This is a genomic window from Pasteurella oralis, from assembly GCF_002850605.1.
GTDB lineage: Bacteria > Pseudomonadota > Gammaproteobacteria > Enterobacterales > Pasteurellaceae > Pasteurella > Pasteurella oralis.
In genome coordinates, this window is sequence record NZ_NXGB01000002.1 from 1 (window position 1) to 18,471 (window position 18,471).

Below are 18,471 nucleotides of genomic sequence, written 5' to 3' on the forward strand. Positions count from 1 at the left end.
TAGAGAACCCCGAACTGTAACAAGTTTAAGAAATGCTCCGACAGGAGGTTAAAAAACTGTCTAAAGATGTAAAATTGGGAGCAGCAAATACTGGGTTATCGACGTATTTGGGCAGAAAATAGAATACGGCAAAATATGTCGAGAAAAGGAAATTGCTTAGATAATAGTGCAATAGAAAGTTTTTTCAGACGGTTAAAGGTTAGAGTTATTACACACGAATCTTTGGGATGATTGGCGAATCAGCACGATTATATTCGCTATTACAATGAGGAGAGAGTACAATTAAAAGGACTGGGTCCGAGAAAATATCGGAAACAGTCCTTAAAATATAACAGTCTAATTTTTTTGGCGGCAGATCAAATCAGTCAATCTTTGCTCTAATTTTTAGGAAACTACATATTATTTTATATAGATTAATTATTATCTTTTTCATTTTTTAACAAGCCAGATGAGCCTTCAGAATAATCTCTAGGTGGCTCATCTGTATCTGTATTATCAACTTTTTCAGTCGTTGTGTTCGTAATAAGTTCTTGTGAGAAAAGCTGCTTGTTTGTGAGTTCTGGTAATAATTGCGTTGAAGATGTTGCTAGATGTTTATATAATTTTTGGTAATCTTGTGCAATATTTTTTAGTAGTTCAGCACTTTCTGCAAAATGTTTTTCAAGTTGTTGCTTTTGGCTATCTAGCTGATTTTTGACTTTTTGTAATTCTGCTTCTGTTTTTACTTGCTTTTTCACTGAGTCTTTCGTGAAACGGAGAAATAAGTAACCAATTACTAAACCAATGATTAAACCAATACCAGCAGTTTGCCACATTTCTGGTGTCCAGTTTTGCATAAGATTACTCCTTATAGTTGAATGAAATAACGCTAGTATATTATCACTAAATAGAAAATATTTCTTTGCACTGGATCACAACAATGAGAAAGGACATCAAATGATGCCCTTTAAAGAGGAAATTATTGCCAGTTTTCACGTTTTGCTTTTTGTAGTTTTTCGTATGCTTGTAATAGTTTTTGATGTGCTTGAAATTGTTTTAGATTTTCATCGTCGGTAAGTAAATCATAGAAAGGATTACCTCCTTGGATTGCTATCCAAGCGAAATTAACAGCATTTTGACCGTACATTTTTTCAAAGACCATGCGATATTGCTCTGGTGCACGGTTATTATCAAGGAACAATTCAATACTATGAATTAAACAACGATAATAATTTGCGCGTTCAATGGTAAAGACAGAACTGTTCATATTCAGTGTCCAATTTGCCCAGTCGAGAGCAGCGTCTAAATTACCAGTAGCTAAATGAAGCATTGATTTAAGCTCACCAATACGTAATGTTGTCCAGCCTGATTTTACTGGTGCAACGATACCAATAAATTCACGTACACGGATTGCATCATCGATACCTTGTTCATCAAGTTGTGCTAAAAGCTCTTGATAAGTATCTTGTTGATGATGGAAATGAGGTAGATCTAATAAGATCTCACGCCAATTCATACCCATATTATTGTTAGCATAAATTAAGTCATCAACTGGATAAATGTCAGAGATGCCAGGCACAATAATACGGCAAGCGTAAATATCCAAGTGATTGTAGTCCATAATATAAACTTCTTTTTGTTCAACTTGGAAAATTGACATCAAATTATTATATTCTTGTTCTGTCGTACCAGAGAAATCCCAATGTACAAATGAATAATCTGCGTCTTGTTTAAATAAATCCCAAGAAATTAAGCCACTTGAATCGATGAAGTGTGTTTCTAAGTTGGCATGTTCGGCAACATCCTCATTGTTAAACGAAGGCGGAGTAAATACATCAAGATCTTTTAAGCTACGCCCTTGTAATAGCTCAGTCACTGTACGTTCTAAAGCAACTTGGAAGTTAGGGTGTGCGCCAAATGAAGCGAAGCAAGTACCATTATTAGGATTTAATAAAATGACGCAAATGACAGGATATTTACCGCCTAACGAAGCATCATAAACTAGAATTGGAAAGCCTTCTTGTTCTAATTTTTGAATAGAAGCTTGGATTGATGGGAAACTAGCTATGATTTCTGAGGGAATTAACGGTAGGCTAATTGCTTCAGCAATAATTTTATTTTTAATATAGCGTTCAAAAACTTCTGATAAACCTTGTACTCGAGCTTCAAACTTGCTGTTGCCGGCAGACATACCATTAGATACGTATAAGTTAGCAATAATACTCTGTGGGATATAGACAGTTGATTGATCTGATTGGCGTACATAAGGCATTGTGACAATACCTCGTTGGTAATTACTTGATTGTAAATCAACTAATAATTCTGGTGTTAATTCTTGATTGGGATCATAGTAATCTAATAGATCTTTGTTCAGAATACCTGCTGGTAATAATGCTTCATCTTCAATAGGAAACCATTTTTCATTTGGATAATGCACAAAATCACCATTGGCGATTTCCTGACCTAAGTAAAAATCGGCAAAGAAATAGTTGGTTGAAAGACGTTCAAAATATTCGCCTAATGCAGAGGCAAGTGCTGCTTTTTTGCTTGCACCTTTACCATTTGTGAAGCATTGTGGGCAGTCTTTATCTCGGATGTGTACTGACCAAACATTTGGTACTGGATTTAACCAAGAAACTGCTTCAATATTAAAGCCAAGTGCGGTCAATTTTTGTTGAAATTTATTAATACTGTCTTCAAGTGCGGCATCTTTGCCAAGAATAAAAGTTTGTTCGGACATCGTTATCTCAATATTTTTTATTATTTCAAAAGTTCGGCATGATAGGGGAGTTTGTTTGGTGCTGCAAGCCAAATTGCATTTATTTACGCAATGCTGTTTCTTTAAACACATTTACTGGTTCAAAAAGCTGTTGCTTATTAAAACGCATTCTTTGAGGATTTAGAGTGAGAGGATAAACCCGTTTGCGTGCAATAATTGTAATGAGGTGTGAGAAACAACTTGTTTTTTCATTATGAATAAGAGATTGATATTCTAAAATATCAAAATTTAATAATGCTAACCAATCTATGATACGCCAAGGTAAGTAATGACGAGCAAGAAGCTTGTCATGTGCTTTTTTATTCAAGTAATGTTTGAATAATAATGGGCTTATTGGATTAAAGAGGGATAAAAAAAGATAGCCATCATCAGCTAGTACACGATTAACTTCACGTAAAATTTGGTGAGGATCTTGGCTAAAGTTTAGTATGTTAGCTAAAAGACAAGCATCAATTGAGTTTTCTATAAATGGGAGCGCAGTTAATTCTGCTTGAATTAACGAGGTCTTTTGTTGTTGTGAAAGTTTTTTTAGTGTATTTGTCATTTGTGGGGATACAATAATTTGGTGCGGTAAAAAAAGATCACATGTGATTTCCGCGCTTAAGCCACCTAATTTTAGCAACTGATAGCCTAAAATTTTAGGAAACCATGCAGAGAAATATTGTGTAAGTACATTACAATATTGTTCACCATTATTAAGTTGTTGCCAGCTATATGGCAATGTCATCGCTTTGGGATGTTTTGCGTTCCACAGCATTATCAAACCTTTGAGGATAATTTATGTTAGTGCCAATTCCTGCATTGAATGATAACTATATTTGGCTTTATGGACGAGAAGATTTACCTGTAATTGTGATCGATATTCCAGAAACAAAAAATTTATTATCATTTTTAACAAGTAACCAATTACAAGTTGAAGCCGTTTTATTAACTCATCACCATGCTGATCATACTGCGGGAGCCGCGGAATTTAAACAACACTACCCTGATATTGAAATTTGGGGACCTGAAGAAACAGGTTCAAAAGGTGCCACGCGAATTATTGTTAATAATCTGATTGAAACAAAACATTATCAAATTCAAGTGTTTGATACAGGAGGACATACTGAGCAGCATGTGAGTTATCTTGTGGATGGACATTTGTTCTGTGGGGACAGTTTATTTTCAGCAGGGTGTGGTCGAGTATTTACAGGTAATTATCAACAGATGTTTGAAGGGTTACAACGTTTAAAATGCCTACCAGATCAGACTATTGTTTGCCCTGCGCATGAATATACGTTATCTAATTTGTATTTTGCGGAAACGGTGCTAGAAGATAAGCTCATGTTACACAATCACCTTAAAAAAGTTGAACAGCTTAGAAGAGATAACCTGCCAAGTGTGCCGACAACATTGGCATTAGAGAAACAAATAAATCCATTTTTAATTACTACTGATTTAGCTTCATTTATTGCTTTGCGGCAAGCAAAAGATGTGTTTTAGTTAACTTAAATATAGTATTCAAACAAAATTGTTGTAGTTAAGTTTGCTCATCAGATAACAATTGATTAAAATGAATGTTTTATTTTATTTGTTCTGTGGGTTCATCCTATCGTCACATTTTATTAGTGCGGTTCATTTTTAAGTAATTTATGACAATTCTCGTTCTTGGTGTTAATCATAAAACGGCTTCAGTCGCTGTGCGCGAAAAAGTCGCTTTTTCTGATGAAAAGCGTGTTGACGCATTACAGCTGATTCAGCGACATAAATTGGCGAATAGTGCAGTGATTTTATCAACTTGTAACCGCACTGAAGTTTATTTACATAATAAACACATTGCACCACAACAAGCGCAAAATTGGACTCATAATTGTATACAATGGTTTGCTGATATACATCAATTACCACTAAATGAGTTAGCAAATTGTATTTATTCACAACAGAACCAACAAGCCGCCTTACATTTAATGCATGTGGCTTGTGGTTTAGATTCTTTGATTTTAGGTGAACCACAAATTTTAGGGCAAGTGAAGCAAGCCTATCAAATAAGTGAGCAATATTATCAACAGCTAGCACAGCCTCTTTCAAGCGAGCTTTCTCGCTTGTTTCAGAAAACTTTTTCAACAGCTAAACGAGTTAGAACGGAAACTAATATTGGCGGGAGTGCGGTTTCTGTTGCTTATGCCGCTTGTAATTTAGCACGTCAAATTTTTGAGTCATTAAGACAATTGAATGTGCTTTTAGTCGGTGCAGGAGAAACGATAGAATTAGCTTGTCGTCATTTGCTACGTCATGGTGTGAAAAATATTATGATTGCGAACCGCACTTTGGCGCGCGCGCAGCAATTAGTTGAAAAATTAGACTCAACTGACAATATTCAGATTCTCTCACTTTCTGAGTTACAAGATGGTTTGAATCAAGCTGATATTGTGATTAGTTCAACAGGTAGTCCTAATATTTTGATTAATCAAGAAATGGTTAAATTAGCACAAAAAGCGCGTTGTTATTTGCCGATGTTATTAGTAGATATTGCTGTGCCACGAGATATTGAAGAAAGTGTAGGTCAACTTGAAAGTATTTATCATTATACTGTTGATGATTTACAGCATATCATTCAGCGTAATCTTACTGAAAGACAAAAAGCAGCAGAACAGGCTAAGTCAATTATTCAACAAGAATGCGAAGATTTTTTTGAGTGGTTAAAAGTGCATCAATTTTCGAATCTGATTCGTTCATATCGTGATAATGCTGAAGATATTCGCCAACAGTTATTAGAAAAGTCGTTAACTGCTTTAGCACAAGGTGAAGATGCAGAAGCTGTATTACAAGAACTTAGCCATAAGCTAACAAATAAATTGTTACATTCACCTACTCAGGTGATGAGTTCTATGGTCAAAACTGGCAACGCAAATGGATTAGCATTATTTTCTTCTACTTTAAAAATTGAGCAAAAATAAATTGTATTGCAAAAATTATTTCTAATTATCTTAATCCACACTAAAATAAGTCGATTATTTTTTTATTGGGGTAAAACATGCGAGAAAATCACCAAATAGCAAATGTTGATTTAGTGAAACAAATGAATAGTGCAGTAGTTTATAAACTGATTGATCAACAAGGACCGATTTCTCGTATTCAAATTTCTGAATTAAGTCAACTTGCGCCAGCAAGTGTAACCAAAATTACTCGTCATCTTTTAGCTCGAGGCCTGATTAAAGAAGTTGAACAACAAGAGTCAACAGGGGGACGTAGAGCAACATCTATAGTAGCTGAATATAAAGCATTTCGTTCAATTTTAATTCGTTTAGGACGCAAGCATACTACCTTCGCTATTATGGATCTTTCCACTAAACTTTTGAAAAAAGATATTTTTGATTTGCCAGAGAATCAAAGTGTGGAAAGTATAGAAGCTTTTCTTTTGCAACAATTAACAGCATTTATCGAAGAAAATCAAAAGCGTGGTAGTGAATTTATCGCCATTGGGATTACTGTTCCTGGTTTTGTTGATGTGAAAACGAATATGATTGAATACATGCCACATTTACAGTTAAATGCGCCGTGGGATTTAGCAAATAAAATGACTCAACATTTCAATTTACCTACGTTTATTGGGCATGATGTGCGTAGTTTAGCTTTAGCGGAGCACTATTTTGGTGTGACTCAGGATTGTTATGATTCGCTTTTATTGCGCATTCATCGTGGAGTCGGTGCAGGTATTGTGATTAATCATGAAGTTTTTCTAGGCTATAAAAATAACGTGGGTGAAATAGGTCATATTCAAGTTGATCCGTTAGGTAAACGTTGCTTATGCGGTAACGTTGGTTGTTTAGAAACAGTGGTGAGTAATACAGCGATTGAGAAAAAAATGCATGAGCTATTACAGGATGGTTATCAAAGTAAATGGCTTTCTTTAGATACTCATGATATTGAAGCCATCTGTAAAGCCAGTAATAAACAAGATGCTGCTGCTATCGAGTTAATTGAACATGTTGGTGTACAAATTGGGCGTGTACTTGCTATGAGTGTTAACATGTTTAATCCTGAAAAAATAGTGATTTCAGGAGAAATTACACAAGCGAAAAATATTTTGTTTGCAGCAATTCAACGTTCGTTGGATAGTCATGCTTTACCTGCATTTGTGAAAAATACACCATTGGTTGCTTCTGAGCTAAAACATGAAGATGTGATAGGCGCATTTGCCTTAATTAAGCGTGCTTTGTTAGATGGTAGCTTATTGCGTCGATTGTTATCTGAATAAAGTGCGGTCGGTTTTTAGAACGATTTGTTCAAACTCTATGCGAATAAGTTAAAATTTTCATTTTTATAAAAAAAAGAGTTGACGAGTGAGGGCGATATCAGCATAATTAGCCCCGCAAAGCCGATGAGGTGAATGCAAATAGGAAAATGGCTATGTAGCTCAGTTGGTTAGAGCACAACACTCATAATGTTGGGGTCACAGGTTCGAATCCCGTCATAGCCACCATATTTGCGGGACTGGCGAAATTGGTAGACGCACCAGATTTAGGTTCTGGCGCCGCGAGGTGTGTGGGTTCAAGTCCCTCGTCCCGCACCATTCATTAGCTTGCAAGTCAAATATAGTTGTTGGGGTATCGCCAAGCGGTAAGGCACCGGGTTTTGATCTCGGCATTCCTAGGTTCGAATCCTAGTACCCCAGCCATACTATCAAGGTAATCTTCTAAATATTCAAATCAAAGATATTTCAATTGGGGTATCGCCAAGCGGTAAGGCACCGGGTTTTGATCTCGGCATCCCTAGGTTCGAATCCTAGTACCCCAGCCATCATCACTGTCCACTATTTTTTCTATTAAAAATGCATTTTTATTTAATTTTTTAAATTATTTTGTTACTTTTTCAAATTTATTTTATATCAGCTGATATTTTATCCAATGATATCTTTCTGGCTTACTAGTTTTGAAATTGGTTTTTTATTCTGCTAGGCTGATTGAATTTAGATTTAAATTCTATATGCGGTTGATTTGTGTGCAGTTGACTCTTGATTATAAATATAAGATATTGTTAAAACATTGTTATATACAATGTTTATATCAATAAGAAAGATTATTTTTGGAACTTATTATGACAGAAACAACTCAACAATTAGAAAGATCAACTTGGCATTCTAAATTAGCCGCTTTAGGTCCCGGTATTTTAATGGCTTCTGCTGCAGTAGGTGGTTCTCATCTTATTGCCTCAACTCAATCTGGTGCTATTTATGGTTGGCAACTTGCGATTATTATTATTTTAGCTAATCTTTTTAAATACCCTTTTTTCCGCTTTGGCGTGCAATATACTTTAGATACGGGTGAAACTTTATTACAAGGCTATTTGAAAAAAGGAAAAGTTTATTTATGGATCTTCTTTTTAATGAATGTGTTTGCTACAGTCATTAATACTGCCGCTGTAGGTCTTTTATGTGCTGCTATTTTAACGTTTGTTTTGCCTGCTGGAATGATAGCACTGCCAAAATTAAGCTTAATTGTGATTAGTGTGAGCACTTTGATTTTATTATTGGGTAAATATCGCTTATTAGATGGCTTATCTAAGTTAATTATGATTGCCTTAACGATTACAACGGTGGTAGCTGTTGTTATTGCACTAAGTCGTAATGGCATTCAAGGTATTGCACCAGAAGACTATGTAAGCGCAAGTCCATGGAATTTAGCTGCATTAGGTTTTATTGTTGCTTTAATGGGTTGGATGCCTGCACCAATTGAAATTTCGGCGATTAACTCGATGTGGGTGATTGCAAAACGTCGTATGTCTAAAGTCTCTTATCAAGATGGTATTTGGGATTTTAATGTAGGTTATATTGGTACCGCATTGTTAGCATTAGTCTTTTTAGCTTTAGGAGCGTTAGTGCAACATGGTTCAAGCGAAACAGTACAAATGGTTGGCGGTAAATATATTGCTCAGTTAATCAATATGTATGCGTTAACTATTGGTGAATGGGCGAGAGGCTTAATCGCATTTATTGCCTTTATGTGTATGTTTGGTACGACAATTACAGTAATCGATGGTTATTCCCGTACTAATGTTGAAAGTTTACGTTTAATCTTAGGTAAACAAGAAAGCCGTCCGAGCTTTTTGAATATTGCAATTACATTAGCAGCCGTTTCAGGTTTAGCCATCATTTTCTATTTTAATAATGCAGTTGGACCGATGTTGAAGTTTGCGATGATTGCTTCTTTTGTTTCAACGCCAGTGTTTGCTTATTTAAATTTATCTCTTGTATTAAAAGGTGAGCATAAAGTCAAAGGTGGGTTATTCTGGTTATCTTTGATCGGGTTAATGTATCTCACTTCATTTACGTTGTTATTTATTGCTCAGCAAGCTGGTTGGTTAAATTAGCTAATATAAGATTTTATAAGAGTAACCGCACTTTGAGTGATTGAAGTGCGGTTACTTTTTTGTTTATTTTCAACAAAGCTAGTTAGCAATGCCTTTGTGTCTTAATAATGCATCTAATTGTGGTTCACGTCCACGGAAACGTTTAAATAAGATCATTGGTTCTTCCGTCCCCCCACGACTGAGAATTTCGTTTAAGAAGGAGCGACCTGTTTCAGCATTAAAAATCCCTTCTTCTTCAAAACGAGAAAATGCATCTGCTGACAGTACTTCAGCCCATAAATAGCTATAATAGCCCGCAGCATAACCGCCAGCAAAAATATGGCTGAAACTATGTGGTGCACGTGCCCAATCAACTCCTTTAATCACAGCAACTTTCTCTTTTACTGCTTTTAATGTTTCTAATATTTGATTTTGCTTAGTCGGTTCGAAATGATGATGTAAGCGGAAATCAAATAAACCAAACTCTAATTGACGTAATACAAACATCGCAGCTTGGAAGTTTTTCGCTTTTAATAACTGAGCTAATTTTTCTTTTGGTAAAGGTTCACCACTTTCATAATGACCAGAAATAAAATCAAGCGCTTCAGGTTCCCAACACCAATTTTCTAAGAATTGACTTGGTAACTCTACTGCATCCCAAGGCACACCATTAATACCTGCAACATCTGCGACATCAATTTGTGTGAGCATATGGTGAATGCCATGTCCAAATTCATGGAACAGTGTGGTGACTTCGTCGTGAGTGAATAAAGCAGGTTTATCACCAACTGGTGCATTAAAGTTGCATGTTAAATATGCAACTGGTGTTTGAATTGTCCCATCTGCTTTTTTACGACGACCAATACAGTCATCCATCCATGCGCCACCACGTTTATGTTCACGTGCATATAAATCTAAGTAGAAGCTGCCTCTCAGTTGATCTTTTTCATCAATTAAATCAAAGAAGCGTACATCTTCATGCCAAGTATCAACATCAAAACGTTCAACTGCGCGAATATTGAAAATACGTTTAATTAATTCAAATAACCCACTAATCACTCGATTTTCAGGAAAATAAGGACGGAGTTCTTCATCATTAATTGAATACAAATGTTGTTTTTGCTTTTCACTGTAAAAAGCAATATCCCAAGCTTCAAGTGTATCAACATGAAATGCTGTACGACAAAATGCTTCTAGCTCCGCTAATTCTTTCTCACCTTGTGCTTTAGAACGAGTCGCTAAACTGTCTAGAAAATTGAGAACTTGCTGTGGGTTTTCAGCCATTTTTGTCGCTAAAGACAATTCTGTATAGGTATTGAAATCTAGTAACTTCGCTAGCTCGACACGTAGGTTTAAGATTTCTTCCATGATCGCGCTGTTATCCCATTTTCCTGCATTTGGACCTTGTTCAGAAGCGCGAGTAACAAATGCATGGTACATTTCTTCACGTAATTCGCGATTCTCACAATACGTCATGACAGGTAAATAACTTGGTATTTCTAATGTAAAGCGGTAGCCAGTTAAGCCTTTATTTTCTGCCGATTGTTGAGCGGCTTGTAATGCAGATTCTGGTAAGCCTTTTAATTGTTCAACATCTTCAATGACTTTATCCCAACCCATTGTGGCATCAAGTACATTGTTACTAAACTGCGAGCTTAATTCAGATAAGCGAGCAGATATTTCACCATAACGTTTTTGTTTTTCTGCGGGTAACGAAATACCGGAAAGTTTGAAATCACGTAATGCATTGTCAATTGCTTTTTTTTGTGCCAATTCATAATTCACAAATTCAGGGCTGTTTTTTAATTGCTGATAAGCTTGGTATAAGCCTTTATGTTGTCCTACCCAAGTACTATATTCTGATAATAATGGTAAGCAAGCTTGATAAGCTTCACGTAATTCAGGACTATTTTTTACTGAGTTGAGATGAGAAATAGGTGACCATGCTTTGCTAAAGAGATCACTTATTTCAGTTAATGGCAAAATAAAATTATCCCAAGTGAAATGTTGTTGCTGGACTAATTGTTCAATACTTTCGCGACAGTTTTGGATAAGCTTTTCAACTGCGGGTTGGATATGTTCTGGTTTGATTTGTGAAAATGGCGGTAAGCCGTCAAAAGTGAGTAATGGATTTGTCATGATATTCCTTTCAAATAAAAGTGATTTTTATTATATGGGGCAAAATTTTATAATATCTAGCTTGAAAAAGCGAAAAAATTGTAGATAATTGAGAATCGTTTTTATTCAAAAGGATAGTTATGAAACCAATTTACATTTTATTAGGCTTTATTTTTCTCGGTTTAGGTGTGTTAGGGATTATTTTACCATTGCTACCTGCGACCCCATTTTTGTTACTGACATTATTCTTTTTCGCAAAAGGTTCAGATCGCTTACATAACTGGTTTGTACAAACTAAACTGTATAATAATCATCTTAAATCATTTAAAGAAGATCGTTCATTAAGCCAAAAATCCAAATTTTGGATTTTATTATTTGCAACTGTGATGTTATCAATTGGTTTTTATTTTACACCAAGTACAATTGGACGCACGATTATTGTATTCGTTTTACTGACTAAATATTGGTTCTTTTTCTTTTGGATCAAAACAGCTAAGCAATAATTGGTATTCGCTAAGCATTGTTTGTATAATGCACATTATTTTATTGGAATTGAGTTAATGTTTAGCGATTCTTGTTTATCTTTTGTTTCACATATAAGCCGCACTTTCTGCTTAAAAAGTGCGGTCTTATTTTCACTTATTTTTTGCCTATCCGCTTGTGATCCTGCGCCTTCAGGTTTATCTGAACATAAAACAACAACTTCGCTGACATCTATTGAAAAAGTGCCAACGCGAGAATTATTAACGCGCGGTGTGTATAGTGATTTACTACTCAATCCTCATTTGATCAGTAACGCGGAACAAAGCTTATTTGTACAGGATTTATTGGAAGGCTTAACGGCTTATGATGTGATGGGGAATGTTATACCTGCTGTGGCACAAAGTTGGCAAACAGAGGATTACAAAACTTGGTTTTTCCTGTTGCGTGATAATATTCGTTGGTCAAATGGAGAAGTATTAAGTGCGCAAGATTTTGTGGTAAGTTGGCAAGCATTAGCGCAATCTCATAGTCAGCTAAAATCCTATTTAAATTTTTTGAATTTAGCAAATAGCCAAGCGGTTATTGCAGGTAACATGCCAGTACAACAACTGGGGGTTGAGGCGATTGCCGAAAATATCCTACGTATTCAACTTGATAAGGCAACGCCACATCTTCCTGCCATGCTGGCTCATGTGGCATTACTGCCAAGCTATCAAAATGAAGCAACGCAATTTATTAGTAATGGCGCTTATCGTTTAGTGAGTCAGCAGGATAATTTGATTCACTTAGAAAAAAATCCCTATTATTGGGCGAGCGAGAAAGTATCATTTAAATTCGTTGATTATCAAAAATTAGAGTATTCTGAATCAGTTTCTGCTTTGGATATTGTGTTTGAACCTAAACAAGTACCAGTGGGAACACAGTATTTTCCTCAGCTTTGTACTTATTATTATGAATTCAACTTAAATGACCCACTTTTACAAAAAAGTGCGGTACGTAAAGCGTTAGTTTCAATGATTTCCAGCAGACGTATTGTGCAAGATGTTTTACCGCAAATGCAGGTAGCAACACATTTTTTACCTCATTCTATGCAATTAGAATCCACTTTAGCATGGGAGCCAGTCGTAGTTGAACAATTACTTGAGCAAAATGGGATCACAGAGAAATCCCCGTTACAGTTAAAATTAACCTATGATCAAGAAAGCTTACACAGCAATATTGCACAACGTTTGGTTAGAATGTGGTCACAATCGGATATGATTCGGGTGAGTTCTGAACCAGTATCTTGGCAGCAACTTTTAGAAAAACGAGCGAAAGGGGATTTTCAGTTAATTCGTTCTGGTTGGTGTGCTGATTATAATGAGCCTTCTGCATTTTTACATCAGTTCTATTCCCATTCTCCTGACAATAAGATTGCTTATCGTAATGCAGATGTAGATAAGTTATTAGAAGCAACATTACTACCGCAAACTACAGCAGAAAGACAAATGTTGTATGGGCAAATTGCCCAGCAGTTACAGCAGGATTATGTGGTATTACCTATCTTTCAATATACACGACCAATGTTTATGCATTCGACGATAGTCGGTTATCATGCAGACAACCCAACCGGTGTGATTTATAGCAAAGATTTGTATCGAAAAGTGAGTAGTAATTAGCCAGTGAAAGTGCGGTCAGTTTTGTGAAAGTTTCGCCCACCTTATTGAGGTGGGCGAAAGCATTCTAATCTTGTTTAGTAGGAATTTCTTCCGAACAATACGGACATTCTAGTAAATGTTTCTGTTGGTTATGGACAATAAAATGCCCCATTTTTTTCGCTTTAGTATCAAGATATTCCGTATTATAGCGGTTTTCTCCTACATTCAAGGCTACTCGTTCAACAATATTGATCCCCGCTTTTTTCATTGTTTCGATTTTATTAGGGTTATTAGTTAACAAACGTACTTTTTTTACACCCAGTAAATCAAACATATCTGCACAAACGTCAAAGTTGCGTTCATCCGCAGCAAAGCCAAGGGCGAGATTTGCTTCGATAGTATCCATTCCTTTGTCTTGTAATGAATAAGCACGGATTTTATTAATTAACCCGATACCACGACCTTCTTCACGATGATAGATTAAAACACCGCGTCCTTCTTGGCTGATTTGACGTAATGCCGCTGCTAATTGAAAGCCACAATCACATTTCAAACTATGCAATGCATCACCAGTTAAACATTCTGAATGAATACGTGCAAGGACAGGCTCATTGCTGTTCTCTACATCACCTAATACGAGGGCAACATGCTCCTTTTTGGTGTCTGGAAATTCAAAACCGACGATTTTAAATATGCCAAATTCTGTTGGCAAATTGGCTTCGGTAACTCGTTGAATTTTTGCCATAATCAATCCTTATTCTTTCACACTTTATCTGATAGAATATTGTTCTTCCAGATTCTCAATTTTATGGTCGTTAATATGTTAAAAAGATTGTCATTATATACCTTATTGCTTTGTATTGTCCCTTTTTTTGCTTGGATTTTTGCATGGCAATGGAATAACAATGATTTAATGACTGAATATGATTATCCGCTTTATTTTTTGACCGAAACAGGCAGCGTGCCTTACGCGATTATGACTTGTGCTGTATTTGCATTATTATTTGTTCCTTTATTTCACAATAAAAAACAATGGATACTTGGTGTGGTTGTAATGGCATTTGCCGTTATTTCAACTCAGGGGATAAAAAGTGGATTGAAAACATTATTTTCAGAACCGCGTCCTTATGTCGTTTATGTGGCAGAAGAAACAGGCATTACAGTTGAGCATTTTTATGCTCAAGACCGTGAAATGCGTGCTCAATTTGTCGATCAATTCTATCAATCTAAATCAGATATTCCTATTTGGCTGAAAGGGCACTATGAAAAAGAAGTAGGTTATGCATTTCCTTCTGGTCATACTATTTTTGCTGCTACTTGGTTAATGCTTGCTGTTGGATTTGTACAGTTATTAGGCGTTCGCTCTTTGAGTGCGAAATTACTGATTGCAACCACAGCAACTTGGGCTGTTTTTATGCTATTTAGTCGATTACGTTTTGGCATGCACTACCCAATAGACTTACTAGTCAGTACATTAATTGCTTTTTTAGTTCACTGGGGAATTTTTACGTTTTTACATAGAAAGGCGATTTTTATCAATAAATAAAAGTATAAAGAATAGTTAAAATTAAAATTATTTCTTATAGTGAGGTGAAAATGTTATACGGATTTGATATTGGCGGTACAAAAATAGAGCTTGCTGTATTTAATGAAAAGCTAGAAAAACTTCATAGTGAACGGGTAGAAACTCCAAAAGAAAGTTATGACGCGTGGTTAAATACAATCGTTTCTCTGGTACAGAAAGCAGATGAAATGTTTAATTGTAAAGGTACAGTCGGATTAGGTATTCCGGGGTTTGTTAACCCAACGACGGGTATCGCCGAAATTGTCAATATTCGTGCAGCAGATCATAAACCAATCGTACAAGATCTGTCTATGCGACTTGGTCGTGAGGTACGTGCTGAAAATGATGCGAATTGTTTTGCGCTTTCTGAGGCATGGGATGACGAGAATACCCAATATCCTTGTGTGCTCGGTTTGATTTTAGGTACTGGCTTTGGTGGTGGTTTAATTTTTAATGGCAAAGTCCATTCAGGACAAACTGGCATGGCGGGTGAGGTAGGGCATACACAATTAAACTATCATGCATTACAGCTGTTAGACTGGGATAACGCGCCTATTTATGATTGTGGTTGTGGTAATCGTGCTTGTTTAGATACTTATTTATCTGGGCGCGGTTTTGAAATGCTTTATCGTGATTTACAAGGTCAAGCGCTGAGTGCAAAAGAGATCATTCAACGTTTCTATGCTGGTGATGAAAGTGCGGTCAAATTTGTAGCACTTTTTGTTGAGCTTTGTGCAGTATCTATTGCGAACATTATTACAATGTTAGATCCTGATGTGATTGTATTTGGAGGTGGATTGTCTAATTTTGATTACCTTTATGAAGCATTACCAAAAGCATTACCTGCTCATTTATTGCGTAGTGCCAAAGTGCCATTAATTAAAAAGGCCAAATATGGTGATTCTGGTGGTGTGCGAGGTGCTGCTGCTTTATTCTTAACTAAATCTTAACTGAGTGATAGCAGAAAAATAACGAGGTATGATACCTCGTTATTTTTTATATTCCTTCTATTTAAACTTATCTTATTTTGCAAAAGTAGAAATTTTATTCAAAAACTGATTAAAGTTCGTTAGAATAGAACATTCTTCTGAATATGTTAAGGAAACTTTATGCGTCAATATGTTACTAAAGCTGTTTTATTCTCTTCTGTATTAGTGTTATCTGCTTGTAGTCATTTATCAGAAACAGGTACGCACGATGTAAGTATTGTTTCTGCACAAGCAGCAATACAAACATTAGGCATTGATTTAGTCAGTTTGGAACAAAAAGCAACGACATTGCGCACATTTGAATATGTACATAATAACGAACGTTATGTCGCTTATTTAAGCTCCCAACCAGAATTTATTCGCGTCCAGAAAGATGGCAATGTGAGTAAATTTTTCTATCAAGCGGGTAAGTTAATGGTTGCGCAAGACACAACAGGTGTTTATCAATTTGATAATACAGGGAAGTTAATTAAAGCGGTTAATGTAAAAGGTCAAAAAATTGATGTAAGTCCAGAGAAACAAAGTGCACTCTTAACGCAAAGTAAAAAATTATTCAAAATTTTAGGGAATAATAAAGCTGACGTTAGTGCAGGGCGTATTAACACTGGAATTGATGCGAAAGTAAATTACTTATGTATCGCCAAGATTCAACAAGTTGCACAAACTAATCGTGTTTTTCGTAGTCCTGAAAATGCAGTTGTCACAGCAACTAATATTAAAGCAACAGTACGTTTAAATGGTACGCAATACTATACGATGGATTGTCAGTTATCTGGCGATAAAATTAGTAAATTGAGTTTAATGAAAAAATAAGTAGTTTATTACAATGTAAAGTGCGGTTCATTAGGACCGCACTTTCTTGTTTGAGAGAAGGAAAATATTAAAATGGCAGCGGCAGATACTGCTTTTGAAGAACATGTTAAACAGTTACTCATAAACCATAAAGGAACAAGAATTTATCGGTTTGAGTATCAAGGGCAGTATTTTTGGTTAAAGCAGCCAGAACAGCTTCATGGAATTTGGAAATTATTAAAGCCTCATCCGAAAATGTCTTTTCAGAAAGAGATTCAAACTTTACAGTATTTTGCTTCTGTTAATGCGCCAGTCCCTAAATTAATATTATACGATAAGGACTTTTTAGTCCTAAACGATGCAGGTCGAAGTGCAATTGCTTGGATAGAGGATCTTACTGTATTAGATAGTTTAAAACATACAATTTTATCTGATTGCATAAAAGCATTGATCGCCTTACACCAAAAGGATTTAATTCATGGGCGCCCTGCATTGAGAGATATGACATGGCGAGATGGTAAAGTGAAGTTTCTCGATTTTGAAGCACATGTATATCGTAAACAGAAGCTTACTTGGGATAAAGCACGTGATATATTAATTTTTTTACATGGAGTATGCCGTTCGAAAACGATTTCAAATCAAGAAGTACAGCAAATTATTCAACTTTACATTGAATTAGGTAATGTGAGTGTATGGCATTTAGTGTGTGAAACATTACGAAAATATCGCTTTATTTATTATCTTTTGCTACTATTTAAACCAATTGCAAAAACGGATTTAATTGCTATTTATCGCTTATTTGAAAATATGTCCACTCAACTTAAAGAAGGAAAGTAGTATGAAAAAATGTATTATGATGATCGTAATCAGTCTTGTTATGTCTGGTTGTGCTGTTGGTGGCAGTGTGAGTGCCGGTGGCGGAAATAGCGGGGTAGGTATTGGTGTCGGTATTGGTACAGGTGCCCGTTTTTAGCGAAAAGAGCGGTCGATTTTGTGCTATTTTTTGAAAAAATACAAAAAAATTAACAATTAAAACTTGCTATTTTGGCTGAAATCTCTATAATACGCCCATATTTCGGACGCGGGGTGGAGCAGCTTGGTAGCTCGTCGGGCTCATAACCCGAAGGTCGTCGGTTCAAATCCGGCCCCCGCAACCACTTTACAGACAGTTCAGTAAAGAAGCCCCAAAATGATGGGGTTTTTTCGTATCTGAATGAGGATTTTTTGATGTAAGGACTGGACAAACGAGTCCTTTTTTTACGTCTAAAATTTGAGATTAACAACAGGAAAAAGACAATATTCTATTGTTTTAATTTCATTAACAGTTAATGAGGGTTTTGTTTTGGCAAGTTTAGAACAAAAGTTACAAGAATTATTACAAGAGTCGGTTGAAGATTTAGGCTGTGAACTTTGGGGCATTGAATGCCAACGTTCTGGTAAATATTTAACAGTGCGTTTATATATTGATAAAGAAGGCGGCGTAACCGTTGAAGATTGTGCAAACGTCAGCCGTCAAGTGAGTGCGATTCTTGATGTAGAAGATCCAATCAGCGATAAGTATAACTTGGAAGTATCGTCACCAGGATTAGATCGCGTATTGTTTACCTTAGCACAATATCAGCGTTATATTGGTCAAGATATTGTTGTACATTTACGTATTCCAGTGTTAGATCGCCGTAAATGGCAAGGTAAATTAGCAAAAATTGAGAACGATATGTTAACTATGATCGTAGATGGTCAGGAACAAGTTTTAGTGTTTGGCAATATTCAAAAAGCCAATATTATTCCTAAATTTTAAAGGGA

Annotated in this window: 18 protein-coding genes and 5 tRNA genes; 18 read left to right on the forward strand and 5 right to left on the reverse strand. The window is 35.8% G+C overall.

The window, feature by feature from the left end:
* Nucleotides 1–231: 231 nt before the first annotated feature.
* Complete coding sequence (locus C0975_RS11725; RefSeq protein WP_101774818.1) at nt 232–381, forward strand: IS3 family transposase; 150 nt, start codon at nt 232–234, stop codon at nt 379–381.
* Between the two features lie 32 nt (nt 382–413).
* Here the strand turns inward: C0975_RS11725 and C0975_RS02430 are convergent, their stop codons facing one another.
* The 3 genes from C0975_RS02430 to C0975_RS02440 all read right to left on the reverse strand — a co-directional run bounded on the left by C0975_RS02430 (nt 414) and on the right by C0975_RS02440 (nt 3,515).
* Nucleotides 414–836, reverse strand: coding sequence for a Z-ring associated ZapG family protein (locus C0975_RS02430; protein ID WP_101774819.1), 423 nt, complete (start codon nt 834–836; stop codon nt 414–416).
* Between the two features lie 122 nt (nt 837–958).
* Entirely contained in the window at nt 959–2,719 is a 1,761-nt protein-coding gene (gene ycaO, locus C0975_RS02435; RefSeq protein ID WP_101774820.1) for a 30S ribosomal protein S12 methylthiotransferase accessory factor YcaO, read from the reverse strand.
* A 79-nt stretch (nt 2,720–2,798) separates the two neighbouring features.
* Nucleotides 2,799–3,515 carry a class I SAM-dependent methyltransferase gene (locus tag C0975_RS02440; protein ID WP_101774821.1) on the reverse strand — a complete coding sequence of 239 codons (717 nt, stop codon included), beginning with the start codon at nt 3,513–3,515 and terminating at the stop codon, nt 2,799–2,801.
* Nucleotides 3,516–3,538: 23 nt separating this feature from the next.
* Between C0975_RS02440 and gloB the strand changes: the two genes are divergently transcribed.
* From gloB to C0975_RS02480, 8 genes are all read left to right on the forward strand, one after another.
* Nucleotides 3,539–4,240 carry a hydroxyacylglutathione hydrolase gene (gloB, locus tag C0975_RS02445; RefSeq protein WP_101774822.1) on the forward strand — a complete coding sequence of 234 codons (702 nt, stop codon included), beginning with the start codon at nt 3,539–3,541 and terminating at the stop codon, nt 4,238–4,240.
* Between the two features lie 149 nt (nt 4,241–4,389).
* Nucleotides 4,390–5,694 carry a glutamyl-tRNA reductase gene (gene hemA / locus C0975_RS02450; protein WP_101774823.1) on the forward strand — a complete coding sequence of 435 codons (1,305 nt, stop codon included), beginning with the start codon at nt 4,390–4,392 and terminating at the stop codon, nt 5,692–5,694.
* Nucleotides 5,695–5,771: 77 nt separating this feature from the next.
* On the forward strand, nt 5,772–6,995 hold the full coding sequence (locus tag C0975_RS02455; protein WP_101774824.1) for an ROK family transcriptional regulator: 1,224 nt from the start codon (nt 5,772–5,774) through the stop codon (nt 6,993–6,995).
* Nucleotides 6,996–7,143: 148 nt separating this feature from the next.
* A tRNA-Met gene (locus C0975_RS02460) sits at nt 7,144–7,220 on the forward strand.
* A 5-nt stretch (nt 7,221–7,225) separates the two neighbouring features.
* Nucleotides 7,226–7,310 (forward strand) — tRNA-Leu (locus tag C0975_RS02465).
* A 30-nt stretch (nt 7,311–7,340) separates the two neighbouring features.
* Nucleotides 7,341–7,415, forward strand: a tRNA-Gln gene (locus tag C0975_RS02470).
* 47 nt (nt 7,416–7,462) lie between these two features.
* A tRNA-Gln gene (locus C0975_RS02475) sits at nt 7,463–7,537 on the forward strand.
* A 297-nt stretch (nt 7,538–7,834) separates the two neighbouring features.
* The gene (locus C0975_RS02480) at nt 7,835–9,106 is read left to right on the forward strand and encodes an NRAMP family divalent metal transporter (RefSeq protein ID WP_101774825.1); all 1,272 of its coding nucleotides are present in this window, start codon (nt 7,835–7,837) and stop codon (nt 9,104–9,106) included.
* A gap of 78 nt (nt 9,107–9,184) precedes the next feature.
* Here C0975_RS02480 and prlC read toward each other — a convergent pair whose 3' ends face one another.
* Nucleotides 9,185–11,224: an oligopeptidase A gene (gene prlC / locus C0975_RS02485; protein ID WP_101774826.1), complete on the reverse strand. Its 2,040-nt coding sequence runs from the start codon at nt 11,222–11,224 to the stop codon at nt 9,185–9,187.
* 119 nt (nt 11,225–11,343) lie between these two features.
* Between prlC and C0975_RS02490 the strand changes: the two genes are divergently transcribed.
* Both C0975_RS02490 and C0975_RS02495 read left to right on the forward strand, forming a co-directional pair.
* The gene (locus C0975_RS02490; protein WP_101774827.1) at nt 11,344–11,706 is read left to right on the forward strand and encodes a YbaN family protein; all 363 of its coding nucleotides are present in this window, start codon (nt 11,344–11,346) and stop codon (nt 11,704–11,706) included.
* Nucleotides 11,707–11,763: 57 nt separating this feature from the next.
* Nucleotides 11,764–13,344 (forward strand): peptide ABC transporter substrate-binding protein, encoded by a 1,581-nt coding sequence (locus C0975_RS02495; protein ID WP_101774828.1) that lies wholly within the window; start codon nt 11,764–11,766, stop codon nt 13,342–13,344.
* Nucleotides 13,345–13,408: 64 nt separating this feature from the next.
* Here the strand turns inward: C0975_RS02495 and ribA are convergent, their stop codons facing one another.
* The gene (gene ribA, locus C0975_RS02500) at nt 13,409–14,068 is read right to left on the reverse strand and encodes a GTP cyclohydrolase II (protein WP_101774829.1); all 660 of its coding nucleotides are present in this window, start codon (nt 14,066–14,068) and stop codon (nt 13,409–13,411) included.
* A gap of 63 nt (nt 14,069–14,131) precedes the next feature.
* On the opposite strand from ribA, the gene C0975_RS02505 reads away from it, so the two are divergent.
* The 7 genes from C0975_RS02505 (at nt 14,132) to rimP (ending at nt 18,466) form a co-directional block, all read left to right on the forward strand.
* Nucleotides 14,132–14,869 carry a phosphatase PAP2 family protein gene (locus C0975_RS02505; protein WP_101774830.1) on the forward strand — a complete coding sequence of 246 codons (738 nt, stop codon included), beginning with the start codon at nt 14,132–14,134 and terminating at the stop codon, nt 14,867–14,869.
* 50 nt (nt 14,870–14,919) lie between these two features.
* Nucleotides 14,920–15,837, forward strand: coding sequence for an N-acetylglucosamine kinase (gene nagK / locus C0975_RS02510; protein WP_101774831.1), 918 nt, complete (start codon nt 14,920–14,922; stop codon nt 15,835–15,837).
* 159 nt (nt 15,838–15,996) lie between these two features.
* Nucleotides 15,997–16,689, forward strand: a complete 693-nt coding sequence (locus C0975_RS02515; protein ID WP_101774832.1) for a hypothetical protein — start codon at nt 15,997–15,999, stop codon at nt 16,687–16,689.
* A gap of 72 nt (nt 16,690–16,761) precedes the next feature.
* Nucleotides 16,762–17,505 carry a BUD32 family EKC/KEOPS complex subunit gene (locus C0975_RS02520; protein ID WP_101774833.1) on the forward strand — a complete coding sequence of 248 codons (744 nt, stop codon included), beginning with the start codon at nt 16,762–16,764 and terminating at the stop codon, nt 17,503–17,505.
* 1 nt (nt 17,506) lies between these two features.
* Nucleotides 17,507–17,641, forward strand: coding sequence for a hypothetical protein (locus tag C0975_RS11665; protein ID WP_281255518.1), 135 nt, complete (start codon nt 17,507–17,509; stop codon nt 17,639–17,641).
* Between the two features lie 107 nt (nt 17,642–17,748).
* Nucleotides 17,749–17,825, forward strand: a tRNA-Met gene (locus C0975_RS02525).
* A gap of 185 nt (nt 17,826–18,010) precedes the next feature.
* Nucleotides 18,011–18,466 carry a ribosome maturation factor RimP gene (gene rimP / locus C0975_RS02530; RefSeq protein ID WP_101775160.1) on the forward strand — a complete coding sequence of 152 codons (456 nt, stop codon included), beginning with the start codon at nt 18,011–18,013 and terminating at the stop codon, nt 18,464–18,466.
* Nucleotides 18,467–18,471: the final 5 nt, after the last annotated feature.

Bases quoted from the DNA above. Each gene is read 5' to 3' on its own strand.
- C0975_RS02430 (WP_101774819.1), bottom strand. From the start codon at position 836: ATGCAAAACTGGACACCAGAAATGTGGCAAACTGCTGGTATTGGTTTA.
- ycaO (WP_101774820.1), bottom strand. From the start codon at position 2,719: ATGTCCGAACAAACTTTTATTCTTGGCAAAGATGCCGCACTTGAAGAC.
- C0975_RS02440 (WP_101774821.1), bottom strand. From the start codon at position 3,515: ATGCTGTGGAACGCAAAACATCCCAAAGCGATGACATTGCCATATAGC.
- gloB (WP_101774822.1), top strand. From the start codon at position 3,539: ATGTTAGTGCCAATTCCTGCATTGAATGATAACTATATTTGGCTTTAT.
- hemA (WP_101774823.1), top strand. From the start codon at position 4,390: ATGACAATTCTCGTTCTTGGTGTTAATCATAAAACGGCTTCAGTCGCT.
- C0975_RS02455 (WP_101774824.1), top strand. From the start codon at position 5,772: ATGCGAGAAAATCACCAAATAGCAAATGTTGATTTAGTGAAACAAATG.
- C0975_RS02480 (WP_101774825.1), top strand. From the start codon at position 7,835: ATGACAGAAACAACTCAACAATTAGAAAGATCAACTTGGCATTCTAAA.
- prlC (WP_101774826.1), bottom strand. From the start codon at position 11,224: ATGACAAATCCATTACTCACTTTTGACGGCTTACCGCCATTTTCACAA.
- C0975_RS02490 (WP_101774827.1), top strand. From the start codon at position 11,344: ATGAAACCAATTTACATTTTATTAGGCTTTATTTTTCTCGGTTTAGGT.
- C0975_RS02495 (WP_101774828.1), top strand. From the start codon at position 11,764: ATGTTTAGCGATTCTTGTTTATCTTTTGTTTCACATATAAGCCGCACT.
- ribA (WP_101774829.1), bottom strand. From the start codon at position 14,068: ATGGCAAAAATTCAACGAGTTACCGAAGCCAATTTGCCAACAGAATTT.
- C0975_RS02505 (WP_101774830.1), top strand. From the start codon at position 14,132: ATGGTCGTTAATATGTTAAAAAGATTGTCATTATATACCTTATTGCTT.
- nagK (WP_101774831.1), top strand. From the start codon at position 14,920: ATGTTATACGGATTTGATATTGGCGGTACAAAAATAGAGCTTGCTGTA.
- C0975_RS02515 (WP_101774832.1), top strand. From the start codon at position 15,997: ATGCGTCAATATGTTACTAAAGCTGTTTTATTCTCTTCTGTATTAGTG.
- C0975_RS02520 (WP_101774833.1), top strand. From the start codon at position 16,762: ATGGCAGCGGCAGATACTGCTTTTGAAGAACATGTTAAACAGTTACTC.
- C0975_RS11665 (WP_281255518.1), top strand. From the start codon at position 17,507: ATGAAAAAATGTATTATGATGATCGTAATCAGTCTTGTTATGTCTGGT.